This is a genomic window from Antiquaquibacter metalliresistens (assembly GCF_029211225.1).
Taxonomy (GTDB): domain Bacteria; phylum Actinomycetota; class Actinomycetes; order Actinomycetales; family Microbacteriaceae; genus Rhodoglobus; species Rhodoglobus metalliresistens.
The window spans coordinates 374,884-395,428 of record NZ_JARGEM010000001.1; the positions used below are offsets into that span (position 1 = coordinate 374,884).

23 protein-coding genes are annotated in these 20,545 nt (G+C 70.3%); 17 read left to right on the top strand and 6 right to left on the bottom strand.

Going from position 1 to position 20,545, the window contains the following annotated elements:
* Positions 1 to 4: 4 nt before the first annotated feature.
* On the bottom strand, positions 5 to 1,249 hold the full coding sequence (locus PYV02_RS01920; RefSeq protein WP_275755639.1) for a sensor histidine kinase: 1,245 nt from the start codon (positions 1,247 to 1,249) through the stop codon (positions 5 to 7).
* Complete coding sequence (locus tag PYV02_RS01925) at positions 1,246 to 1,956, bottom strand: response regulator transcription factor (protein ID WP_476693112.1); 711 nt, start codon at positions 1,954 to 1,956, stop codon at positions 1,246 to 1,248. The genes PYV02_RS01920 and PYV02_RS01925 overlap by 4 nt, the downstream gene beginning before the upstream one ends.
* A 94-nt stretch (positions 1,957 to 2,050) precedes the next feature.
* Between PYV02_RS01925 and PYV02_RS01930 the strand changes: the two genes are divergently transcribed.
* The 4 genes from PYV02_RS01930 to PYV02_RS01945 are packed head-to-tail and all read left to right on the top strand — an operon-like array spanning position 2,051 to position 5,734.
* A complete protein-coding gene (locus PYV02_RS01930; protein WP_275755642.1) occupies positions 2,051 to 2,800 on the top strand; it encodes a hypothetical protein in 750 nt (249 codons plus the stop codon).
* Positions 2,797 to 3,840, top strand: a complete 1,044-nt coding sequence (locus PYV02_RS01935; protein ID WP_275755644.1) for a peptidoglycan-binding protein — start codon at positions 2,797 to 2,799, stop codon at positions 3,838 to 3,840. Before PYV02_RS01930 ends, PYV02_RS01935 begins: the two co-directional genes overlap by 4 nt.
* A complete protein-coding gene (locus PYV02_RS01940; RefSeq protein ID WP_275755646.1) occupies positions 3,837 to 4,541 on the top strand; it encodes an ABC transporter ATP-binding protein in 705 nt (234 codons plus the stop codon). The genes PYV02_RS01935 and PYV02_RS01940 overlap by 4 nt, the downstream gene beginning before the upstream one ends.
* Positions 4,538 to 5,734 (top strand): ABC transporter permease, encoded by a 1,197-nt coding sequence (locus PYV02_RS01945; protein WP_275755649.1) that lies wholly within the window; start codon positions 4,538 to 4,540, stop codon positions 5,732 to 5,734. Before PYV02_RS01940 ends, PYV02_RS01945 begins: the two co-directional genes overlap by 4 nt.
* A 20-nt stretch (positions 5,735 to 5,754) precedes the next feature.
* On the opposite strand, the gene PYV02_RS01950 is transcribed toward PYV02_RS01945, so the two are convergent.
* Positions 5,755 to 6,150: a GntR family transcriptional regulator gene (locus PYV02_RS01950; protein WP_275755651.1), complete on the bottom strand. Its 396-nt coding sequence runs from the start codon at positions 6,148 to 6,150 to the stop codon at positions 5,755 to 5,757.
* A gap of 36 nt (positions 6,151 to 6,186) precedes the next feature.
* On the opposite strand from PYV02_RS01950, the gene PYV02_RS01955 reads away from it, so the two are divergent.
* Positions 6,187 to 7,179 (top strand): MBL fold metallo-hydrolase, encoded by a 993-nt coding sequence (locus tag PYV02_RS01955; RefSeq protein ID WP_275755653.1) that lies wholly within the window; start codon positions 6,187 to 6,189, stop codon positions 7,177 to 7,179.
* On the opposite strand, the gene PYV02_RS01960 is transcribed toward PYV02_RS01955, so the two are convergent.
* Positions 7,157 to 7,594, bottom strand: coding sequence for an Lrp/AsnC family transcriptional regulator (locus PYV02_RS01960; protein WP_275755655.1), 438 nt, complete (start codon positions 7,592 to 7,594; stop codon positions 7,157 to 7,159). The two genes, PYV02_RS01955 and PYV02_RS01960, sit on opposite strands and share 23 nt — an antisense overlap.
* Positions 7,595 to 7,697: 103 nt before the next feature.
* On the opposite strand from PYV02_RS01960, the gene ddaH reads away from it, so the two are divergent.
* The 3 genes from ddaH to PYV02_RS01975 all read left to right on the top strand — a co-directional run bounded on the left by ddaH (position 7,698) and on the right by PYV02_RS01975 (position 10,915).
* Complete coding sequence (ddaH, locus tag PYV02_RS01965; protein ID WP_275755657.1) at positions 7,698 to 8,504, top strand: dimethylargininase; 807 nt, start codon at positions 7,698 to 7,700, stop codon at positions 8,502 to 8,504.
* A 110-nt stretch (positions 8,505 to 8,614) separates the two neighbouring features.
* Complete coding sequence (gene rocD / locus PYV02_RS01970) at positions 8,615 to 9,874, top strand: ornithine--oxo-acid transaminase (protein WP_275755660.1); 1,260 nt, start codon at positions 8,615 to 8,617, stop codon at positions 9,872 to 9,874.
* Positions 9,875 to 9,883: 9 nt separating this feature from the next.
* Positions 9,884 to 10,915, top strand: a complete 1,032-nt coding sequence (locus tag PYV02_RS01975; protein ID WP_275755662.1) for a Gfo/Idh/MocA family protein — start codon at positions 9,884 to 9,886, stop codon at positions 10,913 to 10,915.
* Between the two features lie 16 nt (positions 10,916 to 10,931).
* On the opposite strand, the gene PYV02_RS01980 is transcribed toward PYV02_RS01975, so the two are convergent.
* On the bottom strand, positions 10,932 to 11,510 hold the full coding sequence (locus PYV02_RS01980; protein WP_275755664.1) for a GNAT family N-acetyltransferase: 579 nt from the start codon (positions 11,508 to 11,510) through the stop codon (positions 10,932 to 10,934).
* Between the two features lie 131 nt (positions 11,511 to 11,641).
* Between PYV02_RS01980 and PYV02_RS01985 the strand changes: the two genes are divergently transcribed.
* The 8 genes from PYV02_RS01985 to PYV02_RS02020 all read left to right on the top strand — a co-directional run bounded on the left by PYV02_RS01985 (position 11,642) and on the right by PYV02_RS02020 (position 19,665).
* On the top strand, positions 11,642 to 12,391 hold the full coding sequence (locus tag PYV02_RS01985) for a GntR family transcriptional regulator (RefSeq protein ID WP_275755667.1): 750 nt from the start codon (positions 11,642 to 11,644) through the stop codon (positions 12,389 to 12,391).
* Positions 12,388 to 13,311: a BadF/BadG/BcrA/BcrD ATPase family protein gene (locus tag PYV02_RS01990; protein WP_275755669.1), complete on the top strand. Its 924-nt coding sequence runs from the start codon at positions 12,388 to 12,390 to the stop codon at positions 13,309 to 13,311. Before PYV02_RS01985 ends, PYV02_RS01990 begins: the two co-directional genes overlap by 4 nt.
* A complete protein-coding gene (locus PYV02_RS01995; RefSeq protein WP_275755671.1) occupies positions 13,308 to 14,048 on the top strand; it encodes an SIS domain-containing protein in 741 nt (246 codons plus the stop codon). The genes PYV02_RS01990 and PYV02_RS01995 overlap by 4 nt, the downstream gene beginning before the upstream one ends.
* On the top strand, positions 14,045 to 15,439 hold the full coding sequence (locus PYV02_RS02000) for a protein O-GlcNAcase (protein WP_275755674.1): 1,395 nt from the start codon (positions 14,045 to 14,047) through the stop codon (positions 15,437 to 15,439). The genes PYV02_RS01995 and PYV02_RS02000 overlap by 4 nt, the downstream gene beginning before the upstream one ends.
* The gene (locus PYV02_RS02005) at positions 15,436 to 16,695 is read left to right on the top strand and encodes an ABC transporter substrate-binding protein (RefSeq protein ID WP_275755676.1); all 1,260 of its coding nucleotides are present in this window, start codon (positions 15,436 to 15,438) and stop codon (positions 16,693 to 16,695) included. Before PYV02_RS02000 ends, PYV02_RS02005 begins: the two co-directional genes overlap by 4 nt.
* An 86-nt stretch (positions 16,696 to 16,781) precedes the next feature.
* Positions 16,782 to 17,651, top strand: a complete 870-nt coding sequence (locus PYV02_RS02010; RefSeq protein ID WP_275755678.1) for a carbohydrate ABC transporter permease — start codon at positions 16,782 to 16,784, stop codon at positions 17,649 to 17,651.
* On the top strand, positions 17,651 to 18,472 hold the full coding sequence (locus PYV02_RS02015) for a carbohydrate ABC transporter permease (protein WP_275755681.1): 822 nt from the start codon (positions 17,651 to 17,653) through the stop codon (positions 18,470 to 18,472). The genes PYV02_RS02010 and PYV02_RS02015 overlap by 1 nt, the downstream gene beginning before the upstream one ends.
* Positions 18,472 to 19,665: a kynureninase gene (locus PYV02_RS02020; RefSeq protein WP_275755683.1), complete on the top strand. Its 1,194-nt coding sequence runs from the start codon at positions 18,472 to 18,474 to the stop codon at positions 19,663 to 19,665. Before PYV02_RS02015 ends, PYV02_RS02020 begins: the two co-directional genes overlap by 1 nt.
* Before the next feature lie 2 nt (positions 19,666 to 19,667).
* Here the strand turns inward: PYV02_RS02020 and PYV02_RS02025 are convergent, their stop codons facing one another.
* Positions 19,668 to 20,123, bottom strand: a complete 456-nt coding sequence (locus PYV02_RS02025) for a winged helix-turn-helix transcriptional regulator (RefSeq protein WP_338056600.1) — start codon at positions 20,121 to 20,123, stop codon at positions 19,668 to 19,670.
* 36 nt (positions 20,124 to 20,159) lie between these two features.
* Here PYV02_RS02025 and PYV02_RS02030 point away from each other — a divergent pair, with 36 nt between their 5' ends.
* Positions 20,160 to 20,531: a DoxX family protein gene (locus tag PYV02_RS02030; RefSeq protein WP_275755685.1), complete on the top strand. Its 372-nt coding sequence runs from the start codon at positions 20,160 to 20,162 to the stop codon at positions 20,529 to 20,531.
* Positions 20,532 to 20,545 lie beyond the last annotated feature (14 nt).

The window sequence follows — 20,545 nt, forward strand, 5'->3', positions numbered from 1 at the left end:
GTGTTCAGAGCGCCGGAAGACCCAGTCGCGCGATGAGTCCGCCGCCCGCCCGGCCTACGACTTCGAGTCGACCGCCGTGGGTCGCTGCGACGCTCTCCACGATGGCGAGGCCGAGGCCGAGACCGATGCCGTCCCCACGCGCGGTGCGACTGGCGTCCGCGCGGTAGAACGGCTCGGTGAGCAGGGCGAGCGTCGACGCATCGATCTCCTCGCCGCTGTTGGCGACATCCAAGACCACCATCGGGCCTTCTCGCCGCATGTGCACCTCGAGCAGTCCGCCCTCGACGTTGTGCCGGATGGCATTGTCGAGGAGGTTGCGCACGGCCCGCGCAAGGAGCACGGGCTCGGCCTTCACCGACGCATTCGTGAGCTCGGCCCGCACGCGAATGCCCCGGGCATCTGCCGCCTCGGCCAGGTCATCCAGCTCCGCCCTCACGAGAGAGCCGAAGTCGACCTCGTCCGCACCGTCGATTCGAGCGCGCGAGCGTGCGAGCGCCAACAGCGAGGTGATGAGTCGCTCGCTCTGCAGCGTCGCCCGCAGCGCGCGTCGCAGAGCGGGCTCGAGCTCCGCTGGCACGACGCCCTGGTCGAGCGGTATTTCGAGGGCGATTCGCGTCGTGGTCAGCGGCGTGCGCAACTCGTGCGAGGCATTGGCGACAAAGCGGTCCTGGGCGGCGAACGCCAACTGAAGGCGATCGAGCATGCCGTCGATGGTGTCGCCGAGCTCCTTGATCTCATCGTTCGGCCCCGGCAGCTCGAGACGCCGACCGAGGTCGCGCTCGGAGATATCGCGTGCGGTCGCGGTCACCTCGCCGATGCGATCGAGCGAACGGCGAGCGAGCCAGAACGCGACGGCCGCCGCGACGACCGTGAACGCTGCCAGCAGCGCGATCGACCAGGGCAGCAGACCCTCACCCACCGTCGCGGAGAGGAAGGCGGATTGCTGGAGCACCGGCCCGCTGGAAACGGACATCGTCCCGGCTGCAGGCAGTGCTTCCTCCACTGACGTGGATGCGTCCCCCGACCCGCTGCCGAGCATGCACCCGGTCGCGACCAGAGTGCCGTTCGAGTCCGCGGGCGCCATGGACCCGGACTCGACGCAACTGCTGAGCGTCACCCGGATCGCCGAGGCGAACAGCTCCTGCACGACGAGGTACTGCGCCGCGAGCAACCCCGCGCCCGCGGCGATGAACACCGCCATGATGATGAGGCCGAGCCGAGCGCGGAAGGTCAGTCGAGGACGCTTCACGGCTCGCCCACCCGATAGCCGTAGCCGGGGGATGAATGGATGATGCCCGGCGATCCGAGCTTGCGCCGCAGCGTGTGGACGACGACCTTGACCACTCCGCGTGTCCGCTCGCGCGGATCCTCCCAGACTTCATCGAGCAGCTCCTCCACGCGGACATAGCCCCCGGATGCCACCAGCAGCGCCTCGAGCACCCCGAACTCCTTGGGCGTCAGCGATACCGGAACGCCATCACGTTCGGCCACACGGCGCACGCTGTCGAGGCGTACGCCCGCGGCCTCGAGCACGCCCGTCGCACCGCCGGCACCGCGTCGTCGGGCGAGCGCGCGGATCCGAGCCGTGAGCTCGAGATAGGCGAAGGGCTTCGCGAGGTAGTCGTCCGCGCCGAGATCGAGGCCCTCCACACGATCACCGAGGGTGCCCGCCGCCGTGAGCATGAGGATCCGCGCGGGGTGTCGCTCCGCCACGAGCGTGCGACAGACGGCATCGCCACTGAGCACGGGGAGGTCGCGATCGAGCACGATGACGCGATGTCGGCGGCTCCGGCGGCCACGAGCGCGGCAGACCCGTCGCGGGCGACGTCCACGAGGTAGCCCTCCCGTCGCAGGCCCTCGGCGAGGGCATCCGCGAGGTCGGTTTCGTCTTCGACGAGCAGCAATCTCATGTCGCCTCCTTCGCGAACCGAGATTGGGCTGCCGGCGGTTAGGGATGGGTTAGGCGGACTCACACCGGAAGCAAACCACGGCATCCGTAGAACTGGCCAGGAGAGTCGCGGGCCCATCGCGACCGAAAGGAGCAGACATCATGTCGATCTACCAACGGCCCCTCCTGACCCTGCTCGCACTCGGCGCGCTCGCGCTGGCGGGCTGCACCGCACCTCCGCACACCCAGGACGGTTCGGATGACGGAGCCAACGATGCGGCCGCCTCACGTTTCGTCGCCTGCTTGGAAGGGCACGGCCAGATCGCCAAGATCGTCCCGAGCGGCATGGTCGGAGTGCTGATGCCCGAGGGGACTGGTCCGGACGGCAGCCTCTCGGCCGAGGGCGGCACATCCGGCACGCTGGGTGAGCCTCTGACGGTCGTGAGCGTCTTCGTCGACGAAGAGGGACAGTGGATGGCCGCGTCCGACGCCGATGCGTATCCCGAGGAGGGCGGCATGCGCGAGGCGTGGGCCGCGTGTGTGAGCGAGGTGCCAGAGTTCCAGCAACCGAGACCGAGCATGACGAACCCCGACGCGGAGGCCAACCGCATCAGCCAGGAGGAACAGGTCGACGCGAGCCTCGCGTTCGCCGCCTGCGCTCGCGAGAACGGGTACGCGGACTTCGCCGACCCCAGCGGGGGCGGGGTGATCACCTTGCCCAGGGGCATCTCCGAGGACGAGTTCCGCTCCCTCCTCGAAGCCTGCTCCGAGGTGCTCGGCGGGCTCGGGCTTCCGCTGGAACGCGAGACCGTCGAGTCGCTCGACTTCGATGTGTTCGCGGTGATGTCCGAGTACATCACCGGCAGCATCCAGAGCGGGACCTCGGTGTCCGGTGGTCCGGAGAACGGATGAGCCGCCGCCTCGCGTTCGCGCTGATCTGCGTGCTCGGTGCGATCGTGATCGCGATCGCCGTGCTGCAGCCCTGGCGATCCGACCCCGAGCTCGAGACCGAGTCGAGCGGGCCAGTCACCGAGGTCGTCGAGCGCACAACGCTCACCTCGAACCTCGTGCTCAACGGCAACCTCAGCTACGGCGAGTCCATCGACCTTCCGGGTCGCTCGGGGACGATCACCGCCCTGCCGAAGGCCGGCCAGATCGTCTCCGTCGGGCAGGCCCTCTATGAGGTCGACGGCAAGCCGGTCGTCGCCGTGCGCGGTGACAGGCCGTTCTGGCGACCACTGAGCTATGACTCGCCTGACGGGCCGGACATCCAACAACTGGAGCAGTTTCTCGTGAGCGCGGGCTTCGGAACCGAACTCGACGTCGACACCGTCTTCACCCGCGGCACCGAGCGCGCCGTCGAGGCTTGGCAGGAGGCATCAGGCTTCGAGGTCACGGGCACCGTTGGGCTCGGTGACGTGGTCGCTGTCGGATCGGACTCGATCCGGATCGATTCCGTGATCGCCGAACTCGGAGATCAGGCGGTCGCGGGCTCGTTCGCCTATACGAGCACCTCGCTACGAGTGATCGCGAAGCTCACGGATGCACAGGCTCGTGAGATCCTCCCGGCGACGGTCGTGACCGTGACTTTGCCGGATGGCACCGACCTGGCGGGCGAGATCACGGCGATCGACCCCGGAGGCGAACCCACTGGCAAGGACGAGGAGACGACATCGCCTACGGCCGTCGTCGAGCTCGATGACCCGGGCGCAGCCGAGGGCATCGGTCTGCGTGCGGTCAAGGTGTCTCTCGCGGCGGCCGCGGTCGCTGACGCCCTCGTCGTGCCGGTGACCGCGCTCGTTGCGACGATCGACGGCGGCTATGCGGTCGACGTCGTGCGTGAGGAGGAGACGGTGCGCGTCCCGGTCGAGCTCGGCCTCATCGCCGACGCGCGTGTGCAGGTGATCGGCGGCGATCTCGTCGAGGGCGACCTTGTGGTGGTGGCTCAGTGAACGCTACGCCGGTCGTCGAGCTCGTCGATGTCGTCAAGGAGTATCCGGGCTCGCCTCCCTTACGCGTGCTGCACGGGGTGAGCCTCGCGCTCGGAGCCGGAGAGCTCGTCTCGGTCGTCGGGGCCTCCGGCTCCGGCAAGAGCACGATGCTCGCGATCATGGGGATGCTCGACGAGCCGACTGCGGGCAGGGTGCTCGTCGACGGCATCGACGCGGCGAGTCTGGGTGAACGCGACCGGGCCGCGTTGCGGGCCCGCCGAATCGGCTTCGTGTTCCAGCAGTTCTTCCTCCTGCCGGCGCTCGACGCGCTCGACAACGTCGCCCTGGGACTGCTGTACGCCGGTGTTCCCGCGGGTGAGCGCGCGCGACGCGCGGCGGACGCGCTCGAGCGCGTCGGCCTCGGGTCTCGCATGAGGCACCGTCCGGGGGAACTCTCGGGCGGGGAGCAGCAGCGCGTCGCGATCGCACGCGCGGTCGTGGGCGAGCCGGCCGTGCTCTTCGCCGACGAGCCGACCGGAGCCCTCGATTCGACGACGGGGGAGAGCGTTCTCGAGCTGCTGACCTCGATCGCGTCCGACGGGACGGCGGTCGTGATCATCACGCACGACCTGCGCATCGCAGACCGCACCGAGCGTCGGGTGAGCATCCACGACGGTCGCATCGTCGCCGACACTGTCGCGCTTGTCGGGAGCGATCGATGAGCCGGGACGTCATCCGACTGAGCATCGCCGACACGATCCGCACCGCGCTCATCGGGCCGCGCAGCCGGAAGCTGCGCACCGCGCTCTCCGCTCTGGGCGTCGCGGTCGGGATCGCCGCCCTCACCGCGATCACCGGGATCGCGGCGTCGAACCAGGCTGCGTTGCTCGCCCGGCTCGACGCACTCGGCGCCAACCTGCTCGTCGTGCAACCGGGCTATGGGCCCAGCAACGAGAAGGTGCCGCTGCCCGATTCGGCACCCGGCATGATCGGGCGCATCGACGGCGTCGAAGAGACGGGAGTGCTCTACAGCACGCCCGAGGGCACCGGTGCCTACCGCAACGATCTCATCCCGGAGACCCGCGGAAACGGACTCACCGTGTACGGAGCGAGTCCGGGCTTCCTCTCAGCGGTCGAGGGGAGACTGGCGAAGGGCGTGTGGTTCGACGAGCATTCGCGCGCGCTCCCCGTCGCGGTGCTCGGCGCCGCCGCCGCCGCTCGACTCGGGGTCACCGACCCGGGCGTGCGGGTATGGATCGGCGAGCAGTGGTACGCGGTCACCGGCATCCTCGCGGGTGCGGGCCTCGCCGAGGCCGTGGACACGGGCGTGTTCCTCGGCGACGCTTGGGCAGCCGGCCGGGTGTCCGAGGGGGAGGAACACGCCATCGCAGCAATCTACGTTCGCTCGACAGCGGGCGAGGTCGACACGATTCGCGACGCGGTGACGCGGGCCGCGAATCCCACCTCGCCCTACGTGCTGGTTGCCGACCTCGCCGAGCTCGTCGGCGCCCGCCAGACGACCGACGAGACGCTCTCGGGTCTCGCGGTGGGTCTCGCGGCCATCGCACTGCTCGTGGGAGGGGTCGGCATCGCCAACACGATGGTCGTCGCCGTGCTCGAGCGACGAGGCGAGATCGGCCTTCGGCGAGCGCTGGGGGCGCGACCGGGTCAGATCGCGGGGCAGTTCGTCGGCGAGGCCCTCATCCTCGGCGCTCTCGGTGGCGCCGCCGGCATGGTGATCGGGGCCCTCGCCGTGTTCGGCTATGCCGCGGTACTCGGGCAGATCGCCACGATCCCGATGCCGGTGGTCGTGGGCGGGCCGCTCGTTTCGGTCGTCGTGGGCGCCGTCGCGGGGCTCTACCCCGCGTTGAGCGCGGCACGTCTGGCCCCGACGTCGGCGCTTCGTGCGGTGTGAGCGGGGGCCCGGACCGCTGCTCAGCCGCCGATGGCCGCCCTGACGAACGCCACGGCCCGATCGGCGTCGATGCCGAGCGTCAGGGCGCGGGCGGCATAGGCCTGCGCGTCGAGCTGCAGCAGGGCCGCGGCATCCCCGCCCTTCGCCTTGACGACCGTGCCGTTGCGACCCCGGGTCTCGACGAACCCGTCGGCCTCGAGCTCCCGGTAGGCCCGCGCGACCGTATTGGGGGCGATGCCGAGGTCGGTCGCGAGCTGGCGCACGGCGGGCAGTCGCGTGCCCGCGATGAGCTCGCCCGCGCCGATGCGGGCGATCACCTGGGCCTTGAGCTGCTCGAAGGGGGGCAGCTCGCCTCTCGGATCGATCTCGAACGCGACGCCGCTGGAGGTCTCGGGGCGACGCCAGGACTGACTCATGCCAACACCCTGCCACGGTTGCGTTAGCGTGGCGGAGTGCGACCCACGAGCCAAGCCCAGGTCGAGGCGACTGCAGAACGCCGTGCCGCCCCGATGGAGCAGATCCGCGACGGCATCTGGGCGATCGCACAGCCGTTCGCCTCGCGCGCCGAGATCTACACGCTCGACTACATCATCGAAGACGACCGCGGCGACCTGCACCTCATCGACCCGGGCGCCGATCTCGACGAGAACTTCCTCGCGCTCCAGGAGCAATTGCGCTCGATCGGGCACGGCATCGAGGATGTCGCGACCATCACCCTCAGCCACCTGCACCACGACCACCTCGGCCTCGCCGAGCGCGTGCGCAGTGCCTCCGGCGCCCGCATCGCCATGCACCGTGAGGAGCAGGCCGCCCTCGACGGGGACCTCGCCCCGTTCTGGGCCAATCGCGAGCACTTCGCCGCCTGGGGGTTGCCGCCCGAGGCGATCGCCGAGCTGGAAGCGGTGCTGCACGCGCGGGAACTGCAGTCCCGGGTGAGCGCGGATGCCCTGCTGGAGCACGACGAGCTGCTGCCGATCCCGGGGCGCGAGCTGCGGGTCATCCACACGCCGGGGCACACCGTCGGACACATCTGCGTCGCCTCCGACGAACTGCTGTTCACGGGCGACCACCTGCTGCCCAATCAGTTCCCGGGCGTCGGACTCGGCGGCGACCGCGGCACCAATCCGCTCGAGGACATGATCGGCTCGCTCGAGGCCATCGCGCCGCTCGACGGGCTGGAGGTGTGCCCCGGGCACGGCTGGCGGTTCCTCGGACTCGCCGAGCGCTGCGCGCAGACCATCGCGCACCACGATCGCCGCACCGCCGAGGTCGCCGAGGTGCTGGAACGCGAGCCGCACGCGACCGTCTGGCGGATCGCATCCCAGCTGACCTGGAGCTCGGGGTGGGAGCGGTTGAACAGCTTCTACCTGGGCTCCGCGCTCGGCCAGACCCAGATGCACCGCGACCGGGTGCTCGCCGGCGTCAGTCGTGCGGGCGGTGAATGAGGCGCGAGAGCACGATCGCGCTGCGGGTGTGATCGACGTTCGGCGCGATCCGCACCTTCTCCAGGGCCAGTTCGAGTGAGGGGATATCGCGCGAACGCATGTGCACGATCGCGTCCGCCGAGCCGGTGACGGTGCCGGCATCCACCACCTCCGGCACCCCGGAGAGGATGCGCTTGAGCTCGTCGGGCGCGACCGTGCCGCGGCAGAACAGCTCGACGTAGGCCTCCGTCGCGAGCCCGTCGACGTTCGGGTCGACCTGGATCGTGAACGAGCGGATGACCCCCTCCGCCACGAGCCGGTCGACGCGGCGCTTGACCGCCGAGGCGGAGAGCCCGACGACCTCGCCGATGTCGCCGTAGCCGGCACGCGAGTTCAGTCGCAGCAGGTCGATGATGCCGTAATCGAGCGCGTCCATCCGACCACGATACGAGGAAATCCTGCGTGGCGGGGGCGGTTCAGGCAGCATCGATGCGCCCTACGCCCGAACAGTGCGGATCGCTGCGTGAAACACTGGAGACATGACGCGAACCGCCACGCCCCGATCCGTTCTCATGTGCCGCCCCCAGTTCTTCACCGTGAGCTACCGGATCAACCCGTGGATGCACCCGGAAGACCCAACCGACACCTCGCTCGCGGTGCGCCAGTGGGACGTGCTGTACGAGACCTACCTCTCCCTCGGCTTCGACGTGCACCTGATCGAGCCCATCGAGGGGCTCAACGACATGGTCTATGCCGCCAATGGCGGGCTCGTCATCGACGGCATCGCGTACGGCGCGAAGTTCACCTACCCGCAGCGCCAGCCCGAGGGGCCTGCGTACATGGAGTGGTTCGCGAGCGCGGGCTTCGACGTGCGCGAGCCCGAGTTCACCAATGAGGGCGAGGGCGACATCCTGCTCGTCGGCGATCGCATCCTCGCCGGCCAGGGCTTCCGCACCGACCCCCGGGCGCACGCCGAGATCGCGGGCATCTACGGTCGCGAGGTCGTCTCGCTGAACCTCATCAACCCGAGCTTCTACCACCTCGACACCGCGGTCGCCGTGCTGGACGACACGAACATCGCCTACCTACCCATCGCGTTCGACGAGCCCTCCCTGGCCGTGCTGCGCGAGCTGTATCCGGATGCCGTGATCGTCACCGAGGAGGACGCGGCCGTGCTCGGACTCAACTCGTTCAGCGACGGCTACAACGTCGTGATCGCCTCCCGTGCGAAGGACTTCGAGCGTCAGCTCACCGAACGCGGCTACAACCCGATCGGCGTCGACCTCTCGGAGCTGCTGCTCGGCGGCGGCGGCGTCAAGTGCTGCACCCTCGAGTTGCGGCGATAGGCGGGTACGCGATGCGGATCGGCGACGAGAACCGAGCGGTCGGCGAGGCGGGGATCTCGGGGTTCGGCGGGGGGACGGCTGACGGCTCCGCCGCGGGTTCCCGCCCAAAGATGCCCGCCGAACCCCGGAACCCGCGCCGGAGCCGTCAGCCTGAGCTGATCGAACTCGAGGAAGCGCATCTCGCGCAGAACTACCACCCGCTGCCGGTGGTGATCGCCGAGGCGCAGGGCGCGTGGGTGACCGACGTGGACGGGCGGCGGTACCTCGATTGCCTCGCGGCGTACAGCGCGGTGAACTTCGGGCACGGGCATCCGACCCTTGTCGCGGCGGCGAAGGCGCAGCTCGACCGGGTGACCCTCACCAGCCGGGCGTTCCACAACGACCGGCTCGGCCCGTTCGCGGCCGCGCTCGCGGCGCTCGCGGGCAAGGACATGGTGCTGCCGATGAACACCGGCGCCGAGGCGGTGGAATCGGCGATCAAGCTCGCGCGCGCGTGGGGCTACCGGGTGAAGGGCGTCGCGCCGGAGCGGGCGATCGTCGTCGTCGCCGACGGCAACTTCCACGGGCGCACCATCACGATCGTCGGCTTCTCGAGCGATCCCGCCGCCCGCGCCGACTTCGGACCGTTCACCCCCGGCTTCGTGAGCGTGCCCTACGGGGATGCCTCGGCCATCGAGACCGCGATCGCCGAGGCCACCGCGGTCGGCGCCGAGGTCGTCGCCGTGCTGATCGAGCCGATCCAGGGGGAGGCGGGCATCCTGGTGCCGCCCGCGGACTATCTGCCGCGGGTGCGGGAGGTCACCCGCCGGGCGAACGTGCTGATGATCGCGGACGAGATCCAGTCCGGCCTCGGCCGCACCGGCTCGACGTTCGCGTGCGACCTGGTCGGGGTCGTGCCGGACCTCTACCTGCTGGGCAAGGCGCTCGGCGGCGGCATCGTGCCGGTGAGCGCGGTCGTCGGTGATCGCGACATCCTGGGCGTACTGCAGCCCGGTCAGCACGGCTCGACCTTCGGCGGCAACCCGCTCGGCGCTGCGGTCGGCCTCGCCGTCGTCGAACTGCTCGCCGCCGGCGAGGTGCAGCGGCGCGCAGCGGAACTCGGTGCGCACCTGCACTCGAGCCTGGCCGCGCTCATCGGCTCCGGGGTCACGCAGGTGCGCGGCGCGGGGCTGTGGGTCGGCATCGACATCGATCCCGCGCTCGCGACCGGTCGCGAGGTGTGCGAGCGGCTGATGGCACGCGGCGTGCTCGCCAAGGACACGCACGGTTCGACGATCCGGCTCGCGCCGCCGATCGTCGTCACCTCGGAGGAGCTCGACTGGGCGGTGGAGCAGTTGCGGCTCGTGCTCGCAGAGCTCGCCGCCCGCTAGATTCGAGCCATGAGCTCGTTCCCCACCACCCTGCCCGCACCCACCAACACGCCGCTGCGCGGCGGTCCGGTCCTGCGCTGGGGCGTGCTCGCCCCGGGGGGCATCGCGAACGACTTCGTGACGACGTTGCACGCGAACACCGACCAGCGCGTCGCGGCCGTGGCCTCGCGTTCGGCGGAGCGGGCGGGCGCCTTCGCGGCCAAGCACGGCATCCCCACCGTGCACGTCAGCTACGAAGCCCTCGTCGGCGACCCCGGGGTCGATGTCGTCTACATCGCAGCGCCGCACAGCGAGCACCTCGCGCTCGCGCTGCTGACGATCGCGGCGGGCAAGCACGTGCTCATCGAGAAGCCGATCGCGGTCTCGGCGGACCAGGCGCGCGAGATCAGGGCCGCCGCCCGGGCGGCCGGCGTGTTCGCCATGGAGGCCATGTGGTCGAGGTTCCTGCCGCAGTCATCGGTCGTGGCGCAACTGCTCGCGGATGGCGTGCTCGGCGAGATCGGCATGGTCACCGCCGACTTCAGCGTGAAGTTCGACTTCGACCCCACCAGCCGCGCCTTCGACCCGGCCCTCGGTGGGGGTGCGCTGCTCGATCTCGGCGTCTACGCGACCTGGTTCTCCCACTTCGTGCTCGGAGCGCCGAGCGCGGTGACCGCGCGCGGCAGCCTCGCCTCGACGGGTGTCGACGAGCAGGCGGTCGTGACGTTGGAGCACCCCGGTGGCGCGCTCGCCGCCGTCACCACGAGCATGCGCGCGCAGGGTCCGGTCGGCGCGAGCATCGCCGGTACGAAGGGCACGCTGGTCTACCCGACCGGCTTCCCCGGCCCGGCGCCGTTCGAGCTCGTGTCCCTGGACGGCGATCGCGTCGCGTGGCATGAGTCGGACGGTTTCCAATGGCGGGATGGCCTGTGCTACCAGGCGACGGCGGTCGCGCAGTACATCGCCGACGGGCTCACCGAGTCGCCCATTCACTCGCTGGATGACACGATCGAGATCCTCGAGGTGCTCGACGAGGCCCGGCGCCAACTCGGGGCGCGCTGACTCGGCGCGCGCTGACTCACGTCAGGCGGCGGGCCATCCAGAGCGTGTCGTCGTCGCCCTCGAGGGCCGTGAACCCGAGGTGCCCGTAGAACGCGATCGCGTTCTCGTTGTCGCTGCCGACGCCGAGGTGCACACCGGGGATGCCGCGCCCGGCGAGCTCGGCGCACAGCCACTCGATGAGCGTCCGACCGTACCCCTGACCCCGCGTGCGGTCGAGCAGGTCGATGTGCAGGTGCGCGGGATGCTCGCGCACCACCGCGTCGGGCGAGCGCGGCGGCTCGTGCAGCAGCTGCACGAGCTCGCGGTCCGCGTCGCGCGCCGACGCCACGGGGTACTGCGCCCGCAGGGCCGGCCACCACTCGCGCTCGCACCACTGCTCGAAGGCGCGCGTGTCGGCGCATCCGAACAGGTAGCCCGCGATGCCCTCGTCGTCGGCGACCACGCGGGCGAGGTCACGCTGCCCGAACAGGTACGGTCCGGCGTAGACGTGGCCGAGCAGGTCGGGGTTCTGCTGCGGCTGGGGATCGCCGGTCTCGTGGCACACCCGATAGGCCCCGGGCACATCGGCATCGATCACGGCGCGCTGCTCTCGCATGCCCGCCACCCTAGCCGAGGGCCTCGGCATTGCGAAGTGGTCTAGCGCAGTCGCCAGGAACGCTGCATCCCCAGCACCAAGTGGTCTAGTCGATGCTTGCGCACACGGCGCGGGTCGGCTCTACTTGCTGAATGCCCCCGAGCCCGCAGTCGCCGACCCGACAGCTGCTGCGGGCTCGGCTGCGTGAGCTCGTTGCCGGTCTGCCCGTCGGCGAGCGGCTTCCCGGGGAGCGCGAGCTCAGCGAGCGTTGGCAGGTCGCGCGCATGACGCTTCGCGGCGCGATCGACGCCCTGGTCACCGAGGGGCTGCTCGAGCGTCGGCACGGGTCGGGCACCTACGTGCTCCCGCGTCCGCTCGTGCGGGCCCTGGGACTCACGTCGTTCTCCCAGGACATGCGGTCGCGGGGCCTGGTGCCCGGGAGCCGTCTGCTGAGCTTCCGCACCATCCCCGCCGACGGCGCCCTGTCGGAGCAGATGCAGATCCCCGCCGGCGACCCCGTGCACCAGTTCGCCCGGTTGCGGCTGGGCAGCGGCGAGGCGATGGCGGTCGAGACCACCTGGATTCCCGCGCAGACCGTGCCGGGCCTCGCGGAGTCCGACCTGGCGGGCTCGCTCTACGAGGTGCTCGCCGAGCGATACGGCATCCTGATGGGCGCCGCTCGCGTGACCATCGAGCCGGTGCTGCCCGACAGCCGGGTGCGCGAGCTGCTCGGCATCGCGAACGACCAGGCCTGCCTGCGGCTGCGCATGGTGGACACCGACACGCGTGGCCGCGTGCTCATGGTGGCCAACTGCGTCTACCGCGGCGACAAGTACCAGCTCACCGCCGACGTCTCCGGCGCCGCGTTCCCGGTCGCCGCCGGCGTCAGGAGGGCGGGATGACCGCCGTGCTGGCCGTGGACGGCGGACAGTCCGCGATCCGTGCCCGCACGTCCGGCTCGAGCGACATCGTCGAGGTCGACGGGCTCAGTCGCCTCGAGGGGGATGTCGCACCCCTCGTGATCTCCGCCTGGCAGGCCCTCGGGTCCCCGCCGGTGCACCGCGCCGTGCTCGGCCTCACCACCGCACCCGCCGCGGCGGAGGCCGCGGCCACGCTCGCCGCCGAGGTCGCGGGCGCCATCGGGGCGCGCGAGGTGTGGGTCTACGACGACACGATCTGCGCCCATGCCGGGGCGCTGCGCGGCGGATGGGGGGTCGCGCTCTGCGCCGGTACCGGCGTCGCGTGTCTGGCCGTGCCGTCGCATCCCGCGCCCCCGGTCGTCGTCGACGGCGACGGCTATCTGTTAGGGGACGACGGCGCCGGATTCTGGATCGGTCGCGAAGGCCTGCGCGCCGCCCTGCGCGCCGCCGCCGGGCGGGGCGAGCAGACCGCGCTCTCGGGTCGCGCCGTGGCGCGGTTCGGCCCCATCCCCGGGCTTGCGGCGCGGGTGCACGAGCTGCCGCGCGCGGTGAACGAGATCGCCCAGTTCGCGCAGGAGGTGCTCGCGGCGGCGGACACCGACCCGGTCGCGAGCCGGATCGTGGACCGCGCGGCGGTCGCGCTCGCGGAGACCGCGGCGGTGGCAGTCGCGCTCGCCGGTGCCGGGCCGGCCGTGCCGCTGGCACTGGGCGGTCGCCTGCTCGAGCAGACCGAACTGCGCCGTCGCCTCGAGGGCGCGCTGCGCGAGGTCGCACCGAACGCGATCGTCGAGAACGCCGCAGGCACACCCCTGGATGGTGCACTCGGCCTCGGCACCGGCGAGATCCCGGCACAGCGCTACGAGAGCGCGGTCCACCGTTGGAGCAAGGAGCACGACCGATGACTGACGAGCAGGCTTCGGCCGGCCGCGAGTACCTCGCCACGGCGAGCGCACTGATCGACCGCGTGGCGAACGTGGAGTGGCCGAACCTCGCCGCGGCGGCGGAGGCACTCGCCGCCGCGCTCGCCGCCGGCCGCACGCTGCACGCCTTCGGCACGGGCCACTCGCACATGCTGGCGGAGGAGCTCTACTACCGGGCCGGCGGCCTGGTTCGGGTGAACCCGATCCTGTTCGAGGGGCTCATGCTGCACAGCAGTGCGCGCATGTCCACGAGCCTCGAGCGGCTGCCGGGACTGGCAGAGGCCCTGCTCGGCGAGCATCCGGTGCAGGCAGGCGATGTCGTGATCGTGGCTTCCAATTCCGGCAGCAACGCCGCGACCGCCGAGCTGGTCTCCGGAGTGCGCGAGCGCGGGGCGACCGTGATCGCCATCACCAGCATCGCCCATGCCACGTCGTCCGCGGCGCGCGAGACGGGGTATCCGCGCCTGCACGAGATCGCCGACATCGTGATCGACAATGGCGGCGTCGTCGGCGACGCCGCCATCGCGATCGAGGGCTTCGATCAGCGGGTCTCACCGACCTCGACCGTGGTCGGCGCCGCGATCCTCAATGCGATCGTCGCGGAGACCGTGCAGCGGCTCGTCGCGGCGGGCATCACCCCCGAGGTCTACACCAGCAGCAACACCTCCGGCGGGGATGCCGCCAACTCGCGCTTCTCCCCGATCGGAGGCGCCGGATGACGCAGCGCCCGAGCGGATACGGTCGCGCCAAGCGGGGCGAGCCGGCGTTCGCGGTGCGCGGCATCGTGGAGGGCTTCTACGGCGCGCCGTGGAGCAGGCAGGAGCGCATCGACATGGTGCACTTCATCGCCGACCGCGGCATGAACACGTTCGTGTACGCGCCGAAGGACGACGCACTCGTGCGTCGCGACTGGCGCGAACGCTATGCGGGCGAGCAGCTCGAACAGCTGTCCGAGCTCCTCGAGACGTGTCGGGCGCGGGGCGTCGATCTGGTCTACTGCCTCTCGCCCGGTCTCAGCATCCGGTACAGCGACGAGGCGGACGTCGCCGCGCTGGTCGCGAAGTTCGAGAGCGTCGCCGCACTCGGCGTGACGACGTTCGGGCTGCTCCTCGACGACATCCCGCCCGTGCTGCAGCACGACGGCGACCTCGCCGCCTGGCCGGACCTCGTCTCGGCGCACATCGATCTGGTCGGCGTAGTGCACGCCGGTCTCGGCGGGCGCCGACTCATGGTCTGCCCGACCCAGTACTACGGCTACGGCACGGAGGACTACGTGACGCGGCTCGGCGCCGGCATCGCGCCGGAGATCGATCTGTTCTTCACCGGACGACTGATCTGCTCGCCGAGCCTCGACCTCGACGACGCCGAGACGTTCGCGGCCGCGACCGGACACGCTCCGCTCTACTGGGACAACTACCCGGTCAACGACGTCGCGATGACCCACGAGCTGCACCTCGGCGCGTACCGCGGGCGGGACGCGCGGCTCGACCGGGCGGCGCGCGGCGTGATCGCGAACGGCATGGAGCTCGCCGAGGCATCCAAGATCGCGTTCGCCACCATCGCCGACTACCTGTGGTCGCCGTCCGACTACGACCCAGAGGCGAGCTGGCGGGTCGCGCTCGCCGACGTGGTCGGCGCCGACGATCTCGCCGCGTTCACGCGGTTCGCGGACACCGTGCGCTCCTCGTGCCTGAACCTCGAAGACGCTCCCGAGTTCACCGCCGCGCTCGACCGGTTCGCCTTCCTGCTCGAGACGGGGCATGAGGATGCCGCGGCCGCCGTGCTCGTCGCCTACGCCGATTCCGCCCTCGACGCCGCCGCACACCTGCTCGACGGCCCGGTGACCAACCCCGCACTCATCGCGGACGTGCGCCCCTGGATCGAATCGTTCCGCACCGGTGCCCAGGCCGTGCGGCACCTGGCCGAGCTCGCGGCCGAGCACCGTCTCGAGCGCGATGCCGCCGTCGAGCTCGCACCGTATCGCGATGCGCTCATCGCCGCCCGTCGCCGTGTCTTCGGTGATGCCCTCGACATGACCCTCACCGACCTCGTCGCCCCGCCCGTCGCCCGCACCACCCGTCCCGTCACATCACACCAGGAGGCATCATGACCACCCGCTGGAAGAAACTCGCCGCCGTCGCGGCGGCGCTCGCCGCGACATCCCTCGTTCTCACCGCCTGTGCTCCCGCCGGTGACGACAAGGTGATCCGCGTCGCGATGGGCTCGCCCGGTGAGGCCCAGATCAGGGTCTGGGATGCCGCGGCCGCCGAGTTCGCCGAAGCCAACCCCGGCTGGACCGTCGAGATGAACTACCAGGACGACGACCAGTACCAGACCATCGGACTGCCCAACCTGCTCAACGGCCGCAACGCCCCCGACATCTACTTCGAATGGGTGGGCAGCCGCCTCGAGACCCGCACCGCCGACGGCTTCGCCGCCGACATCACCGAGTACGTCGAGGATGGCCCCCTCGCGGGCCTGCTCGAGGAGTCCGCGTACGCACCGGCCACCGTCGACGGTGGCATCCGGCTCGTGCCGCACATCGCGGATGTCACCAACGTGCTCTGGTACAACGAGGACATCTTCGCCGAGCAGGGTCTGACCCCGCCGACCACCTGGGAGGAGCTGCTCGACACCTGCGACGCGCTGGATTCGGCCGGGATCATCCCGATCGCCAGTGGCAACAAAGACCTCTGGGCGGCCGGCAACTGGCTCGGACACCTGGTCTCGCGGGTCGTCGGTGAAGACGTCTACGACAGTGCACTGAAGGGCGAGACCTCGTTCGACACCCCGGAGTGGGTCGAGGCCTTCGGCTACGTGCAGGAGCTCGCCGACCACAAGTGCGTCAACGAGAGCGCGAACGCGATCGACGACAACGAGGGCGCGCAGCTGTTCTTCCAGGGGCAGGCCGCGATGCACGCCATCGGCTCGTGGCTGGTCAGCTGGGCGATCGACGAGGCCCCGGACCTGAACTTCGACTTCGTGAACCTGCCCGAGATGCCGGGAGCGGGTGACCAGCAGAGTGTGATCGGGGTCATCACCGGCTACGTCGTCAACGCCAAGTCGACGAAGATCGAGAAGGCCGTCGAGTTCCTGGCCCTCGTCAACGACGAGGAGAACGTGAACGCGTTCATCGAGGCCGAGGCGATCCCGCTCGCGCTGAGCGCCGCGAACAGCGACGCGATCGACGAGCGCACGCTGCGCCTGAACGCGCTGCTCGCCGACAGCGGCACGGTGATCAACCCGCCCGACACCGGCTACGACCTCGGCACCGCGGAGGCCTTCTACGCCGCGCTCGCCGCGGTGCTCGGCGGCCAGGCCACGCCCGAGGACGCGGTCGCGACCCTCGCGGGGGCCGTCGGCTAGCGCCCCGGGATGCCCGCCCGCTCCGTCGGCTGCGGGCGGGCATCCCGGCTCCTCCACCCTCCACACCCCGTCACGAAGGTCCTGCCATGAAGCCAACCCGGCCCTGGGTGCCGTACCTCTTCGTCGTGCCGGCGCTCGCCGTGTTCGGGTTCGCGGTGCTCTACCCGGTCGTGATGACGGGCTTCTACTCGTTGACCGAGTGGAACGGCTACGGCGCACAGGTGTTCGTCGGGTTCGAGAACTTCCTGAGGATCGCGGGCGACACCCTGTTCGCGCGGTCGTTCCTGCACGTGATCATCTACATCGGCGTCACCCTCGTGCTCGAAGTGCTCGTGGGCCTGATGCTCGCGGGGATCGTGGCGGCCAGGAAGAGCGGCACGATCTGGTTCCGGGTCGCGATCTTCACCCCGGTGATGCTGCCCATGGTCGTGGTGGCGGTGCTGTGGTCGTTCATCTACAACCCGGACTTCGGCCTCATCAACGCGTCCCTGCAGGCGCTGGGGCTGGGAGAGTGGCAGCGCGTCTGGCTCGGCGACCCGGCCACCGCGCTCCTGGCGATCTGCGTCGTCTCGGGCTGGGTGTTCGCGGGCTTCTACATGACGATCTTCTACGCGGCCCTGCGCCAGATCCCCACGGAGGTCGTCGAGGCCGCCCGACTGGACGGGGCCAGCGAGTGGCAGCTGTTCTGGCGCATCAAGGTGCCGATGATCCGCAGCGCCGTCGAGGTGGGGGTGCTGTTGTGCGTCACCGGCGGCTTCCAGGGCTTCGACCTGTTCTACGTGCTCACCAACGGAGGGCCGTACTACTCGACCGAGATCCCGACGACCTATCTCGTGCGCGAGGTGTTCAAGAACGGCGACGTCGGGTACGGCTCGGCGATGGCCGTGGTGCTCACGCTCGTGGTGGTCATCGTGGGCGTCGGCTTCACCCGCCTTCGCCGGATCGGAGTCCGGTGATGAGTGCTCGCGTCCTGCGCGGCCTGCTGGCCGTGCTGCTCGTCGTGATCGCGGCGGTCTTCTTCCTGCCGTTGATCTGGATGGTGCTGTCGAGTTTCAAGACCAACAGTGAGATCTTCCGCACCCCCTTCTCGCTGCCGACGAGCATCGACTTCTCGCAGTGGGCGCGTGCGTGGGAGGTCGGCAACATCGGGCAGTACGCGCTGAACAGCGTCATCGCGACCGGCGTCTCCGTGCTCGCGATCCTCGCCATCTCGTCGGCGGCCGCGTTCGCGTTCAGCCGCTACCGCTTCCGGGGCAGCGGCCTCATCCTCGGGGCGCTCGCGCTGGGTCTGGTGCTGCCGCTGCAGTCCTACTTCATCGCGCAGTCGACGATGTTCCGTGACCTGTACATCACCGACACCCGCATGGCGCTGATCATCCCGTACACCGCGATGGGCATCCCGCTGGCGACCTACCTGCTCAAGGTGTATCTCGACGCCCTGCCCGGTGAGCTGTTCGAGGCGGCGCGCATCGACGGTGCAGGCGACTTCCGCATGTTCACGCTCATCGCCCTGCCGCTGCTGCGACCGGGCATCGCGACCGTCGCCGTGTTCTCCGCCCTCAACACCTGGAACGAGTTCCTGCTCGCGCTGCTGTACATCCAGGATGATTCGCTCAAGACCATTCCCACCGGCCTTCTCGCCTTCTCGAGCCGGTATGTCACGGACTACGGGCTGCTGTTCTCCGCGCTGTCGATCGTGACGCTGCCGATGGTGGTCATCTACATCGTCTTCAACCGCCAGATCACGGAGGGCATCACCGCCGGTAGCCTCAAGTGATGCACGAGTTCGACCGCGCCGACCCGCTGCGGCACTGGCGCGACCGCTTCGTGCCGATGCCGGGGGTGGCCGCCTACCTCGACGGCAACTCCCTCGGCCGGCCGCTGGCGGCATCCGTCGATCGCGTCGAGCGCTTCGCGCGCGACGAGTGGGCCGGGCGGCTGATCCGCGGCTGGGACGAGGGCTGGCTCGAGCTGCCGTTGCGGCTGGGTGACGAGCTCGGCCGGGTCGCGCTCGGTGCGGCATCCGGCCAGGTCGCCATCGGCGACTCGACCACGGTGCTGCTCTACAAGCTCGTGCGCGCTGCCCTCGACGCCCGGCCAGGCCGCACCGAGGTCGTGCTCGACCGGGACAACTTTCCGACCGACCGCTACGTCGTCGAGGGCATCGCCGCGGATCGCGGGCTCACGGTGCGCTGGATCGAGACGGATACCACGGCCGGCGTCACCCCCGAGCTCGTCGCCGAGGCCGTCGGCCCCGGCACCGCCCTCGTGCTGTTCTCCTCGGTCGCCTACCGCTCGGCGTTCATCGCCGACGTGCCCGCGATCACGGAGGTAGCGCACGCCGCGGGCGCGCTCACCCTGTGGGATCTCAGTCATGCCGCGGGGTCGGTGCCCACCGAACTCGACGCGTGGGGCGTCGACCTCGCGGTGGGGTGCGGCTACAAGTACCTCGGCGGAGGTCCGGGCGCACCCGCGTTCCTCTACGTGCGCGGCGAACTGCAGGCAGAGCTCGAGCAACCGATCCACGGCTGGCTCGGCTCGCGCTCGCCGTTCGAGATGGGGCAGGGCTACGAGGCGGCGGAGGGCGTCCGCGGGTTTCTCAGCGGCACGCCGCCGATCCTCGCCATGCAGGCGATGCGCGATGTGGTGGCCGCGATCGGCGAGGTCGGCATGGCGGCGATCCGGGCCAAGTCGGTCGCGCTCACCACGTATGCGATCGCGCTCGCCGACGAGCTGCTGCCGCAGGCCCGGCTCGCGAGTCCTCGGGAGTCCGAGCGTCGGGGCGGGCACATCACGATCGACCACGACGCGTTCGCCGGCATGCTGCCCGCGCTGCACGCCCGCGGCGTGATCCCCGACTTCCGGCGGCCCAACGGCATCCGACTGGGCATGTCGCCGCTGTCGACGAGCTTCGCGGAGGTCGAGACGGGCATCCGGGCCATCGCCGAAGAGCTCGCCGCAGACGCCTGAGGTCAGTCCGACTCCGCGTCGAACTGCTCGCGATTGGCCCGGATCTGCGCCTCGTGGTCGATGGCCCAGCCGGCCAGGGCGATCACCGGTGGCAGCAACGTCTCGCCGAGCGGGGTGAGGGCGTACTCGACTCGGGGTGGCACCTCCGCGAAGACCGCGCGCGAGACCAGGCCGTCGCGCTCGAGCTGTCGCAGCGTGAGCGTGAGCATCCGCTGCGAGATGCCTAGCACCGATCGTCGTAGCGTCGTGAATCTGGTCGGTCCGGCGGCGAGCATGCGGATCACGAGCAGCGTCCACTTGTCGCCCACTCGATTGAAGACCTCGCGCACGATCGCGTTGTGATCGGACTCGCAGGTCTCGGACTCCCAGGGCTCGGTGATGAGCGTGATGGCGTGCCTCCCGGTTACCGCGGTGTGGCCGAGGCACAGTGCAGTGCCTCGATCGCGTCGTGTAGACACGTTACCAAGAGTGTGTTGGTAACTGAAAGGAACTGAATGATCATCGCCGTGTGGATCGTCTCCGGCCTGCTCGCCGTCGTCTACCTGGGCGTGGGCGCCATGAAGCTCGTCTCGCCGAAGGAGAGGCTCGCCAAGAACATGGGCTGGGTCGAGAACGCCTCCGCCCCCGTCGTCAAGCTCGTCGGCGCGCTCGAGATCCTCGGTGCGCTCGGGTTGGTGCTGCCGGTGCTGCTGAACATCGCACCGGTGCTGACCCCGCTCGCGGCGAGCGGGCTCGTGGCGGTGCAGCTCGTCGGGATCGTCGTGCACTTGCGCCGCGGCGAGCGGGCGATCGTGCCCAACATCGTGCTGCTGCTGCTCGCGCTGTTCGTGGCCCTTGCCCGCTTCGGGGCGTTCGGCGCGCTGTAGCGCGTACCCTCATG